The organism is Thioalkalivibrio sp. ALE28 (genome assembly GCF_000377425.1).
Taxonomy (GTDB): Bacteria; Pseudomonadota; Gammaproteobacteria; order Ectothiorhodospirales; family Ectothiorhodospiraceae; genus Thioalkalivibrio.
In genome coordinates this window covers 98,106-110,727 of record NZ_KB898097.1, presented here as the reverse complement: position 1 = coordinate 110,727, position 12,622 = coordinate 98,106, and the positions used below count along the sequence as shown (strand labels likewise).

The window sequence follows — 12,622 nt, the reverse complement described above, 5'->3', positions numbered from 1 at the left end:
TGTCCCTGGCGATCGGCCTTACGCCCCTCCCCAAGACCACGGGGACCTGCCCATTGGGTTCAAATGGAACTTTACGACAGGGATTCTCGGCAGTCGGGCGGTGCTGCGTTACACTCCGCGCACCGTTTCCCCGCGCCCGCGTAGCTCAACATGAACACGACCCCAACCCGCCACAAGACCGTCCCCGTCCGCGTCGGCAATGTCACCGTCGGTGGCGATTCTCCGGTGATGGTGCAGTCGATGACCAACACCGACACCGCCGATGCGCTGCGCACCGCCGTGCAGGTGGCGGAGCTGGCGCGCGCCGGCTCCGAGGTCGTGCGCATTACCGTGAACTCCGAGGACGCGGCCAGGGCCGTGCCGGAGATCCGCGAGCGGCTGGAGGCCATGGGGATGGACGTGCCGCTGGTCGGGGACTTCCACTTCAACGGGCACAAGCTGCTGACCAAGTACCCGGAGTGCGCCGAGGCGCTGGCCAAGCTGCGCATCAATCCCGGGAATGTCGGCCGTGGTTCGAAGCGCGACGCCCAGTACGCCGCGATGATCGAGACCGCGATCCGCTACGACAAGCCGGTGCGCATTGGCGTGAACTGGGGCAGCCTGGATCAGGCCCTGCTCGCGCGGATGATGGACGACAACAGCCAGCGCGCCGAGCCGGCCGCGCCCGAGGCGGTGATGCAGGAGGCGCTGATCGCCTCGGCACTGGAGAGTGCGGCCGAGGCCGAACGCATCGGTCTGGCCCACGACCGCATCATCCTCTCGGCCAAGGTCAGCGGCGTGCAGCCGCTGATCAGCGTCTACCAGGACCTGGCCGCCCGCTGCGATTACCCGCTGCACCTCGGGCTGACCGAGGCCGGCATGGGCGCGAAGGGCATCGTCGCCTCCACCGCCGCGCTGGCCGTGTTGCTGCAGCAGGGCATCGGCGACACCATCCGCATCTCGCTGACCCCGGAACCCGGCGGCGACCGTACCCAGGAGGTCCTGGTCGCCCAGGAGATCCTGCAGAGCATGGGGCTGCGCAGCTTCCTGCCGTCAGTGGTCGCCTGCCCCGGTTGCGGGCGCACCTCCAGCGAGTACTTCCAGCACCTGGCGCAGGACATCCAGTCCTACATCCGCCAGCAGATGCCGAACTGGAAGCAGCAGTACCCGGGTGTGGAGGAGATGACCGTCGCGGTGATGGGCTGCGTGGTCAACGGGCCCGGCGAGAGCAAGCACGCCAACATCGGCATCTCCCTGCCCGGCACCGGCGAACAGCCGGTGGCCCCGGTGTACGAGGACGGCGAGAAGACCGTGACGCTCAAGGGCGAGCATATTGCCGAAGAATTCCAGGCCCGCGTCGAGGCCTACATCGAACGCCGCTACGGCTAGAAAAATCCATAATCACCACGAAGCACACGAAGGCACGAAGAAAAGCGATCGCACCACAGAGGGCACGGAGAACACAGAGAAATCCAAAGAAGGTTTGGATGGGGCTCAAACCCGCCGAGCACAGCGAAACGGTTCAACCCCCTATCGACCTTTCTCCGTGCACTCTGTGGTGCAAAAGCCCTTGACCTTGATCTCCTTCGTGCCTTCGTGGGCTTCGTGGTGAAAAACCAACCCGCGCCGGACCGACGCGGGCGGTGGGTCAGAAGTTGTAGGTGTAGCCGCCGACCAGCAGGTCCTGAGCGCCGCTCTCGTCGCGCGAGCCGTAGGTCAGCGAGAAGGTGCCAAAGTCGGTCGCGTGGGCCGCGCCCAGTTCCCAGAACACGGCATTGTCGTCATCGGCGGGACGATCCTGGCCCACCTCGGCGAAAAGCTCGGTACGCGGGGCCACCTCGAATGCCGTACCCGCGAAGAATTCCCGGCTGCCCCGGGCGTCGCGATCATGGGCATGGGCCAGGTAGTTCACCCCCGTGTACACCGGCCCCCAGTCCACCACCACAAAGGTCTCGCCCTCGTAGCGCTCGTCGAGCTCGGTGTAGTGAAAGTGCTCGTAGCCGAACTCGATACCCACCGAACCGACGTCGAAGCCGTAGCCAACGAACGGCACGATCTCGCTGCCGCGACCACTGCCAAGTGTGGAGGCCTGCACGCCGGTGAACACGCCATTATCAAAGCCCAGCTCGAAGCCGCCCTGCACCACCGGGTCGTTGTCGGACTTGGACGCACCGTCATCGATGTAGTCGGTGAACACGCCGATGTTGAATTCGGCCTCGGCGGCCTGGATAGTCGGGATGCCAAATGCGAACACCCCAGCCACGGCTGCGGCCAGCACGCCGCGCTGGAAGTTGCGATGGTTCATGTCGATTCCTCTTCTATCAAACGTTCTTTGCAGGCGTGTTGCCGGATTCTGTCTCCGGCAACACGGTTCGGGTTCCCCGGCATTCAGGCCGGCATGTGCGCGCTCAGCAGCCAGGCGGCCATGCCGAAGTACACAGCCAGGCCGGTGAAATCCTTGATGGTGGTGATGAACGGGTCCGCCCCCGGCGCATGGTCCACCCCGATCTTCAACAGGACCCACGGCAGCAGGAAGCCCAGGATCGAGGCGGTGAACACCGAGAAGAACAGCGCCGTGCCAACCACGAAACCCAGCTGCGGGATGTCATTCGGCGCACCCTGCCAGAAGTAGGCGATCGTCCCGGCGAGCACCGCCATGATTACCCCCATGGCCAGGCCCACGCCCCCCTCGCGCACCAGATGGTTGCGGAAGAAGCGACCCAGGTTGATATGCCCCAGGGCAAGCCCGCGGGCGAAGATCGTGGTCGACTGCGTGCCGACGTTGCCGCCCATGTCCATCACCAGCGGGATGAAGATGGCCAGCGCGACCACCGCCGCCAGGGTGTCCTCGAAGAAGTCGATCACCCCGCCCACGGCCAAGCCGCCGGCCAGCGTCACCATCAGGAAGGCCATGCGCACCTTGACCGCATAGCCGATCCCGCCGGAGGTCAACTTCTCCGAGCGCACGACATCCCTGTGGTGCAGCAGGTCACCAATCCCCGCCTTCTTGTAGAAGTCCTCCGGGGTGTCTTCTTCCGGGGGGAACGCGGATCAATGAACACGCTCGCGCTCGAGTCGCTTTTGCGTGCGAACAAGGCGCGGTGACTGCCGTGCAGTCTTTCTGCACAAGGGAGCCGCAACGCCGTGCGCGCGCAAAAGCGGCCGAGCCCCTTGGGGTTGGCACCCCAGGTTCCCCGATCCTGCGTTGCGCCGCTTGCGGGTAGAACCACTACCCGCTGCACGACGCGCCTTGCCTCGGAAAACCTGGGATACCAACGCGAGCGTGTTCATTGATCCGCGTTCCCCCAGCACGTCCATCGCGTCATCGATGCGCAGCACGCCCACCAGCACCCCGTCGGCATCCACCACCGGCAGGTACGGCAGATCCGTGCGCTGCAGCAGGCGAGCGGCCTCCACCTTGTCACCGTCGGGCGTGGTGCAGAAGTCCTCCAGCTCGATCAGCTCGCCGACCGCCTGGCCAGGCTCCGCGCGGAACATGCGGCCCAGGCGCACCAGCCCCTGATAGTGGTGGTCACGATCGGTAATCAGCAGCGCCGCCCCGACATCGTCCGGCATATTGCGATCCCCGCGCAGGCGGGCAGTGACCTCGGCAACGGTCTCCTCCGGGGTCACCCAGAACACCGGGCGCCGCATCACGCGGGCCACGGTGTCCTCGTCCTGCCGCCACAGCGCACGCACCTTGTCGCGCTTGGCGCCCGGCAGAGCACTCAGCAGATCGGCCGCGAGCGGCTTGCCCACCAGGGTCAGAGCGCGCGCCAGGGTATAGGCCGGCAGGCCCTGAACCAGCTCACGCGCCTCCGGCTCGGGCGTGTGCTCGAACAGGATCGCCTGCTCTTCGTCGTCCATCGCCAGGAAGATGGCGCGGCGCTCGTTGGTATCCACGCCCTCCAGAATCACCCAGCGCGAACGCGGGTCCAGCTCGGACAGGCGATTGGCGGTGATGGCCGGCACCGGATGGATCATCTCGTCGCGGGCAGCGCCCACGTCGCCGGCATGAATCATTTCCAGGATCTTGTCGTTCATTGCAATGCTCCTTGTGCTTAAAAAACAAAAACGCACGCGGAGCATCACAAAAGGCAAAAGAATCCCGTGACCGCTGGTGGCGGTCTTTTACAAACCCCCCATCAGCGAGCCGAACACACTTTTACTTTGCTCACTGCCCCGCAGTGAATTTCCGGGCTAGACCCGGGGTCGTCGTCTTCAGGCGCTGGCATGGCGGCCTCCTGCTGGGTGTTCATGGGTGTGATCCATATCCGTTACGCGCACAGCAATGCACGCACCGGCCCGGTATCCGGGCAGAGGCAGGACAAATCGAATGGCATGGGAGCCCACGCGCCGCGCACACGGGCGGGCGCAGGGAAAGGCTTCGGGGCTGGGGAGGCGCCCGCGAGGGGCGTTAGGGGAAAGGCGTTCTGTCACCCCCCCGGAGTCACGCATATCGCTGACACCGGGGAGACACCACCGCATTACCGGGTGGCGGGACCCCGCTGGCAACGATATGCACGCTCGTACCGGCCACCGGCCCCACGTTCATGCATCCATCGACAACAGTCCATTGACAGACCTCTGCTACTCAAGATGGGCGAGATTGTAATTGCGCATATTCAATGGCGCAACCCGGAAAAGTAAAATTCTAGCCAGCCTTTTGTTCAAACCGCTGGATCAGCGCTTTCAGCTCGGCGGCCTCGGCCTGCATCCGTGCGCTGGCGTCGCGCGCGTGCACCGAGACCGATCCGGTTTCGCTGGCCACATCACGGATGGAGGTGACGTTGCGGTTGATCTCCTCGGAGACCGCGCTTTGTTCTTCGACGGCCGTGGCGATCTGGGTATTCATCTCGGTGATCTGGGCCACGGCCTCGCGGATCGTGGTCAGCGAGTCGCCCGCCGCCTGCGCCTTTTCCACCCCGTCGGCGGCCTGCTCCTGACTGGCCCGCATCGCGGACATCGCCTCGCGCGCACCGTTTTGCAGGGTCTCGATCATGTTGCGGATGGTCACGGTGGACTCGTCGGTGCGCTGCGACAGCGAGCGCACCTCGTCGGCCACCACCGCGAAACCGCGGCCGTGCTCGCCGGCGCGCGCGGCCTCGATCGCGGCGTTCAGCGCCAGCAGGTTGGTCTGCTCGGCGATCTCGCGGATCACGCTCAGGATCTTGTCGATCTCCTCGGTGCTGGCCTCGAGCTTGCCCAGCTTCTCGGCGGTGGATTCCACCTCCGCCGCCATGCGATTGATCACGGACACTGTACCGTTCACGACATCCTGCCCGGCGCCGGTCTCCTTCTCGGCGTTGTTGGCGGCCTCGGCCGCGCGCGCGGAATTGCTCGCCATCTCCTGGATGGTCGAGGTCATCTCGTTCATCGCGGTGGCGACCTGGTCGATCTCGTTTTGCTGGCGCTCCACGCCGGAGGCGGTCTGCTCCACGCTGCTGGCCATGGCATGGGCATCGTCGTTCACCGCGTCGGCCTTGTCCTCGATCCGGCCCAGCACGGTGCGCAGCTTCGCCTCCCCGAACTGCTGCACCAGCTCCAGCGAAGCGCTGTCGTCGCGGCGCCCAGTGTAGATCGCCTCCATTACCGGGTTGTCGAACTGCTCCCGGGCCCGATTGACCGCCTGGCGGATACCGGACGTGAACGCCAGCGACGCGATGCCGCCGGCGGCAAAGATCAATACCAGCAGGCCCGCCTGCACCGCTGGCGAGGACGCCAAAAACACCACCGCCAGCGCCAACAGGAAGCCGACGATCCAGGTCCCGGCGAGGCGGCAGGTGAGGCCGTGGTACCAGCGCCGAGCGAAGCTCCGGCCCCGGTTGATCGCGGCATACACCTTCTCCGCACGGGCGACATGCTCGCGCTCGGGGATCGCGCGCACCGACTCGTAGCCGGTCTTGCGGCCGTGCTCGTAGGCGGGGGTCACAAAGGCGTCCACCCAGTAGTGGTCCCCGTTCTTGCGGCGGTTCTTGACGATGCCCATCCAGGCCCGGTCGGCCTTCAGGGTCTCCCACATGTTCGCGTAGGCGGCCTCGGGCATATCCGGGTGGCGGACGATGTTATGGGCGGCACCCTCCAGTTCCTCGCAGACGAACCCGCTGACCTCGACGAAATCACTGTTGGCGTAGCGAATACGCCCCTTCTCGTCGGTGGCCGAGATCAGGTCGCCGTGCTGATCAATCGAGTACTCCGTCTGGGTGACGGGCAGGTTCTTGCGCATGTCGTACGTCCTTTTGATTGTTCCACGGGCTCGGGGCCCGTGGGATCAGCCATACGCCGTGGCCAACCCCTCGCGAATGCTGCGGATTATGATCGCCTATATACGACCCTGTACATGTATCGACCACCCCGCGAAAGACTTGAGCCACCGACCCGGCCCGGGGAAGCGCTCAGTGTTCCCCTGAGGAGCCGAAAGGACGCTCGGCCGCCGCCAGCACGCGGCGAAACCCCTCGAAGGCCACCGGGGTCAGGTCCAGATCGTGCGCACGCCGGTCGGCATAGACCATGCCCAGTACGCGGTCGCCATCGCACAACCGGGCGACCAGACAGTCCACCCCGCCGGTCAGGCGGCGGACAGCCGCCGGCATCTCGTCATGGATGCGTCGGCGATCCCACCACTGGGCGGCGTCCTCCTCCAGGACCCGACCCAGCGGTCCGAGCGCGGACCGGTTGATCACGAAGTGGCTGAACTCCGGTTCGTGCAGGGTCCCGACCAGGTGCTCGGCGCGCAGGCTCTCCCCATCGCGGGACAGACGGGCGAACACCACCCGGTTCAACCCCACGCCGAACTGCATCACTCGCAGCATCCGGCGTATCCGGGCCTCGCGATTCGTTTCCTGTTCGAGGGCGTGGAGCCCGGTCTCCAGGAGGTCGGCCCGCGGCATCAGGGCCAGGCGCGGACGATAGCGCTCGCCCAGCCAGACACGACCGGGGATCTGCGGGTCCAGCGGCGCCCGCTGATACACGGCGACATCCTCGTTGAAACGCTCGATGACCGCGCCCACGCGGTCCGCGGCCTCCTTGTCCGTCAGCCCCATCAGGCCGGCCAGCAGCCCGAGGTCGCGATCGCCGCGCGCGGTGTCCATGCCGCGGAAGACCTGCCAGGCCACGGCGCTCGCAACCATGACCTCATAGGCCCGGTGGTGGGCCGCGTTGACCGCACGCAGCGTGCCCTGCACCAGTTCCGGCAGGGCCATCTGCTCCGCCATGGCACGTGACAGGTCGTCCGTCGCATACCCCAGCGCGGCGTAGCTGGCCTCGTCCGGCAGGGCGCTGAGCTCCAGCATCTCCAGCAGCCGATCCAGGCGCGGCTCGCCCTCGGCCAGCAACGCCAGAAGGCCCAGCTGGTTCAGCAGGGCCGCCAGCGCCACCTCGCCGGGCTCGGTGTCGTGGCGCTTGTGCGCAATCTCGCCTGCGATCATTGCCGCCAGCCGCGACTGCGCCGCCAGCTCGCGATAGGCCTGGGGTCTTGTGACCACATCCGCGACGCGCGGGGCCTCGGCCGCCTCCCGGTGCACGTTCTCCAGGCCCAGCATGGAAATCGCGTCGCCCACCGCGTGCACCTCCTGGCGCAGACCGCGACGCGAGGCGTTGGCCCGCCGCACCAGGCGCAGGCTCAGGCCGGGATCGCGCTCGGCGTAGCGCGCCAGTTCGCGCAGGGAACGATTCACCAGGGCATCCGGGTCCGCAAACACCGCATCGCTGGCTTCGAGAATCGGCCATTCCAGCGCCGCCAGGCGCGCGGCCTCTTCCATGTAGGGCGCGTCCTTGTCCAGGGACATGCTGTACCTCGCGCAGGGGAGTCGTTATCGTAAAGCCCGTCAACTATAGCAACGCATGCGGGCGGATACCCTGTCCGGCATGGCGCTTCAGCAATGTGGGGTCGCGGTCCGTGAAGTATTTTCTGGGTATCGTCATCGTTTTTTCTTCGGTCTTCGGTGGATACTACTTTCATGGCGGCGACCTCCGGGTCATGTGGCAACCCTACGAGTACTGGATCATCGGGGGCGCGGCGCTCGGGGCATTTCTGATCGCCAACCCGCCCCGCGTCGTCTTCACCGTCTTCAAGTCCATCCCCAGCCTGATGAAGGGCAGCAAGTACAAGTCGGACGACTATCTCGACCTGCTGGCCATGATGTACAAGCTGTTCACCAAGGCCCGGAAAGAGGGCCTGATGGCGGTGGAAGCCGACATCGAGGAGCCGGAAGAAAGCGAGGTCTTCAAGGCCCATCCCCGGATCCTGCAGGATCACCACGCGATGGAGTTCATCACCGACTACATGCGCCTGATCATCTCCGGCAGCATGAACCCGCATGAACTCGATGCCCTGATGGACCTGGACCTCGAGACCCACCATGAGGAATCGCACAAGCCCGCCCATGCGGTTCACCGCGTGGCCGAGGCCCTCCCCGGCTTCGGTATCGTGGCGGCGGTCCTGGGCATCGTGATGACAATGGGCAAACTCGACGGCTCCATCGCGGAGATCGGCTCGAGCGTGGCGGCTGCCCTGGTCGGCTCGTTCCTCGGGATTCTGCTGGCCTACGGCTTTGCCGGGCCGACCTCGACCGCCCTCGAGTCCCGTGCCCAGGAGGAGGCCAAGTTCCTGCAGTGCATCAAGGCCTGCATCCTCGCCAATGTCCAGGGCTACAGCCCCCAGGTCGCGGTGGAGTTCGGTCGCAAGACCATGGAAAGCGCGATGCGCCCGAGCTTTACCGAACTGGAAGAGTACGTGAAGGGGGCCTGACGGCCTCCGGATCACTACCATGGGAGTCGAGGACAAGACCCAGCCGATCATCGTCAAGAAGAAGGTGGTCCAGGGCGGCCACCACGGCGGCGCGTGGAAGATCGCCTTTGCCGACTTCACGCTCGCGATGATGGGCTTCTTCCTGGTGATGTGGCTGCTCGTTGCGCTGGACGACGACCAGCGCGCCGGGATCTCCGAGTACTTCCAGAACCCCTCCGCCTTCGTGGGCGAAGCCGCTGCGCCGGGCCAGGCGCCCGGCGACGGAACCGGCGTGGACCCATCAATCATCGACTTCGAGGGTATGCCGGAGCTCATCCAGGACCCGGAGGCCATGGAGGCCCCGACAGGGATCGATGAAGAAACCCTCGACGAGCTGGCCGAGGCGCGCGACCGCGAGGCCCTGGAGACCCTGCAGGAGGCGCTGGAGGAGGCCCTGGACCAGAGCCAGGCGCTGGAGCCCTTCAAGGACCAGCTGCTGCTGGATATCACGCCGGAGGGCCTGCGCATCCAGATCATCGATCGCGAAAACCGGCCGATGTTCGACAGCGCCAGCGCCCGTCCGCTGGATCACGCGGACGCGATCCTGCGCGAGCTGGCCGGCTTGATCAATCAGGTCCCCAACCGCGTCTCGATCACCGGCCACACCGACGCCCGCCCGCTGCTGCGTCCGGACTACACCAACTGGGAGCTCTCGGCCGATCGCGCCAACGCCGCCCGCCGCGCGCTGGTCGCCGGCGGCACCGAGTCCGACCAGATCGCCCGCGTCGTGGGGCTGGCCGCCAGCGTACCCTTTAACCGCGAAGACCCAGAAGCCGCGATCAACCGGCGGATCACCCTGATCGTGCTGAACCAGGAGGCGGAAGAGGCGATGTACCGCAGCCTCGAGAGCGAAGGGAGCGGCCCAGAGGCGCTCCAAGACGACCCGGAGGCCTCCGGCGACGGAGCTGGCTAGCATGCAGCGGCACCACGACATCCCGCTCAACCTGATCACCGGGTTTCTCGGCGTCGGCAAGACCACCGCCATCCGCCACCTGCTCGCGCGGCGCCCGGAGGGCGAACACTGGGCCGTGCTGGTCAACGAGTTCGGCGAGATCGGGGTGGACGGCGGCCTGCTGGCCGATACCGGCGTCGCGCTGGAGGAGATCCCCGGCGGCTGTCTGTGCTGCGTCTCCGCGCAGATGTTCACCGTCGGACTCAACCGGCTGATCCGCAGCCAGCGCCCCGATCGCATCCTGATCGAGCCCACCGGGCTCGGCCACCCGGCCCAGATCATCCGCACCCTGACCGAGCCGCCCTACGCCGGCGTGCTGGACCTGCGCGCCACGGTCACCCTGATGGACGCCCGCCACCTCGCCTCGCCGCGCCATCGCGAACACGCGAACTGGCGCGACCAGATCGCCCTGGCCGACGTGCTGCTGGCCAACAAGGCCGACCTCTACAGCAAAGAGGACCGCGAGGCGTTGCACGACTTCGTCGCGGCGATGCCACCCCCGCGCCCCCTGGTCGTGGAGACCACGCAGGGCCGCATCGAACGCGACTGGCTGGACCGCCCGCGACTGGATCGGGGCGGCGCCCTGTTCCCGGAGGCCCGCGACTTTCTCGCGTCCACGAGCGCGGATGCGCACGCCGACCACGACCACGACCACGACCACGACCACGACCACGACCACGACCACCAGCATGATGACGCGACTCATGCAGCCGACGAGTGGGTCACCATCGACACCCGCGGTGACGGCTACACCGGCCGCAGCTGGCTGCTGCCCGAGGGCCAGCTCATCGACCATGCCGCCCTCGCGGGCCTGGTCGCGGATTTCAGCGGTGATCGGCTGAAGGGCCTGGTCGAGACCGACCGCGGCTGGCACCGCCTCAACCGGGTGGACGGCCACGGCGCCCTGGAACCGATGACCGCCCCGGAGGCCCGGCTGCGCCCTCGCATCGAGGCCATCCTGCCGGAATCCGCGACCGCCACGCTGGACGACCTCGCCCGCCGCCTCGAAACCGCCGTCACGCCAAGTCGCTGATCGGTACCCGCTGGCCGCGCCCCGCCGCCTACAGACGTGGCAGCAGCCAGGCGGGTTCGAGGAAGAACAGGGCGGTGACCGCAGCACCGATCAGGGTCACCACCTGGCGGTAGCCCGACTCGGGCAGCCGGCGCACCAGGATGATCCCGACACGCGCGCCCAGGATCGCGCCCGCCCCGACCGCCAGCAGCCCGGTCGCCACCACCTGCCCGCCCGCGATGTAGACGGCCACCGCCATCAGCGTCAGCACCGAGGACAGAAGATTCTTCAGGGCATTGGCCCGCGCCAGATCCGCGATGCCCTGGCCCCGCAGGATCGCCAGCAGCAGGATGCCGACGCCGCCGTTGAAGTAGCCCCCATAGGCACAGCCCAGCCCCGCCCCCAGGGCGCGCAGCGGCCCCGGATGCGGCCGCGCGGCCAGACGCCGCAGCCAGGGTCCCAGCGCAAACAGCAATGTCGCGACCAGCAGCAGCCAGGGGATCAGGACACGGAAAGCGGCGTCTCCGGTCAGCAGCAAGGCGCCCGCGCCAACGGCCCCGCCGAGCACGCCCGCCAGCAGCAGCCCCCCGGCCAGCGCCGGGCCGAGGTCGCGCCAGGCGGCGCGCAGCCCGTGCCGATCCGCCAGCACGCTGGCCAGATAGCCGGGCAACAGGGCCGCCGTCCCGGTGGCATTGGCGGCCACCGGCGGGACGCCCACACTCATCAGCGCCGGGAGGGTCAGGAAGCTGCCACCGCCGGCCACCGCATTCAGCAACCCGGCGAAGAAGCCGGCGGCCAGGAGCAGCAGCGCAACACCGGAGGGCGCGAGATCCATGCCGGTCGGGCAGAAGCGCGGCTCAGATCACCCGGCGGTCGCTGAACTCGGCGCGATAGAACCACTCGTTGCCCGGCAGCGAGTTGGGGTTGGGGAACACGATGAACCCGGGTTCCGGTGCCCGCACCTCGGTCCCGTCGGCGCGCACGCCGATCAGGTCACCCGCTTCCAGCGGGTCGAAGCTCTTCCACTCGCACGCGAAACGGTCGTCGGGGTGATCCCGGTCGATCACCTCGACCAGACGCAGGACCTCCGGGTCATCCTGCCCCGGCGTGGCCGACTCCGGCAGCATGCCCAGGTGCGCCAGGGTGTTGATGATCGCGTTGTAGGCCACCACCGGGGCCTGCGGGTCATCGTGCTGCCCGCACTCCAGGGTCACGCCGTAGCCGCCCTGGCTGCGCATGTACTCGGTGGTCCCGACCCCGTAGCTGGGATCGGTGCTCAGGATCTGCGCCCGGTGGCTCGCGTTCGGGTTCTTCATCCGCGCCGCCACGCCCCGGGCATAGGTATCCAGCCAGCCCTCGACCATGCGCCGCGGGCCCAGGCAGGCCGCCAGTGCCTCTTCCTCGCGCGCCTGCGCGAAGCCTTCCAGCGGGCCTTCGTTATTGCGTGGGCCGAGCATGATGAACGGCTGCCCGCCGGTGTGAAACGAGTGCAGGTCCAGCAGCACGTCGTGCGCCGCCAGCAGCGGGCACAGCACGTTGGCGATGCGGTCCTCGAAATCCTGCGGATCCTCGGTCACCCGGAGGTTGCGGTTCAGGTTGCGTTCGCCCATGCGCTGTCCGAGGTCATAGGCCAGCGGATTGGTGCGCGGCACCAGCGTCAGGCTGCCACGCAGCAGATCCCGTTCGCGCGCCTCCAGCTCGGCATGGACCCGCTCGGCGGCCTGGGTCCCGCAAGTCTCGTTGCCATGCACCGCGCCCAGTACGATCAGGCGCGGCCCCGGCTCCAGCCCGTGAAAGGTGATCGAACGCAGCGCAGTGGGACGGGAGGGATCGGCCATCGGGGAAACTCCGGGCAAGGGGTAACGGATATCCTGCGGCGCAAAGGCTACCG

General features: G+C 67.3%; 9 protein-coding genes and 2 pseudogenes. 4 read left to right on the top strand and 7 right to left on the bottom strand.

Annotated elements, in window-relative coordinates:
* The first annotated feature begins 150 nt into the window (after positions 1 to 150).
* Positions 151 to 1,368, top strand: a complete 1,218-nt coding sequence (gene ispG / locus D105_RS0106705) for a flavodoxin-dependent (E)-4-hydroxy-3-methylbut-2-enyl-diphosphate synthase (protein WP_018877931.1) — start codon at positions 151 to 153, stop codon at positions 1,366 to 1,368.
* Between the two features lie 259 nt (positions 1,369 to 1,627).
* Here the strand turns inward: ispG and D105_RS0106700 are convergent, their stop codons facing one another.
* The 5 genes and pseudogenes from D105_RS0106700 to D105_RS0106685 form a co-directional block, all read right to left on the bottom strand.
* A complete protein-coding gene (locus D105_RS0106700) occupies positions 1,628 to 2,284 on the bottom strand; it encodes a TorF family putative porin (protein WP_018877930.1) in 657 nt (218 codons plus the stop codon).
* Between the two features lie 83 nt (positions 2,285 to 2,367).
* Positions 2,368 to 3,015, bottom strand: a pseudogene (locus D105_RS14165) (magnesium transporter); the annotation flags it as partial.
* 270 nt (positions 3,016 to 3,285) lie between these two features.
* Positions 3,286 to 4,023, bottom strand: a pseudogene (locus D105_RS14160) (CBS domain-containing protein); the annotation flags it as partial.
* Positions 4,024 to 4,633: 610 nt separating this feature from the next.
* On the bottom strand, positions 4,634 to 6,205 hold the full coding sequence (locus D105_RS0106690) for a PAS domain-containing methyl-accepting chemotaxis protein (protein WP_018877927.1): 1,572 nt from the start codon (positions 6,203 to 6,205) through the stop codon (positions 4,634 to 4,636).
* Between the two features lie 169 nt (positions 6,206 to 6,374).
* A complete protein-coding gene (locus D105_RS0106685; protein WP_017941531.1) occupies positions 6,375 to 7,766 on the bottom strand; it encodes an HDOD domain-containing protein in 1,392 nt (463 codons plus the stop codon).
* Between the two features lie 110 nt (positions 7,767 to 7,876).
* Between D105_RS0106685 and motA the strand changes: the two genes are divergently transcribed.
* The 3 genes from motA to D105_RS0106670 are packed head-to-tail and all read left to right on the top strand — an operon-like array spanning position 7,877 to position 10,752.
* Entirely contained in the window at positions 7,877 to 8,728 is an 852-nt protein-coding gene (motA, locus tag D105_RS0106680) for a flagellar motor stator protein MotA (RefSeq protein WP_018866481.1), read from the top strand.
* A gap of 19 nt (positions 8,729 to 8,747) precedes the next feature.
* Entirely contained in the window at positions 8,748 to 9,680 is a 933-nt protein-coding gene (motB, locus tag D105_RS0106675; RefSeq protein ID WP_018876170.1) for a flagellar motor protein MotB, read from the top strand.
* 1 nt (position 9,681) lies between these two features.
* Positions 9,682 to 10,752: a GTP-binding protein gene (locus D105_RS0106670; protein WP_018877926.1), complete on the top strand. Its 1,071-nt coding sequence runs from the start codon at positions 9,682 to 9,684 to the stop codon at positions 10,750 to 10,752.
* Between the two features lie 28 nt (positions 10,753 to 10,780).
* On the opposite strand, the gene D105_RS0106665 is transcribed toward D105_RS0106670, so the two are convergent.
* Together D105_RS0106665 and D105_RS0106660 are read right to left on the bottom strand one after the other, a co-directional pair.
* Positions 10,781 to 11,566, bottom strand: coding sequence for a sulfite exporter TauE/SafE family protein (locus D105_RS0106665; protein ID WP_018877925.1), 786 nt, complete (start codon positions 11,564 to 11,566; stop codon positions 10,781 to 10,783).
* Between the two features lie 22 nt (positions 11,567 to 11,588).
* Positions 11,589 to 12,569 (bottom strand): M14 family metallopeptidase, encoded by a 981-nt coding sequence (locus D105_RS0106660; protein ID WP_018877924.1) that lies wholly within the window; start codon positions 12,567 to 12,569, stop codon positions 11,589 to 11,591.
* Positions 12,570 to 12,622: the final 53 nt, after the last annotated feature.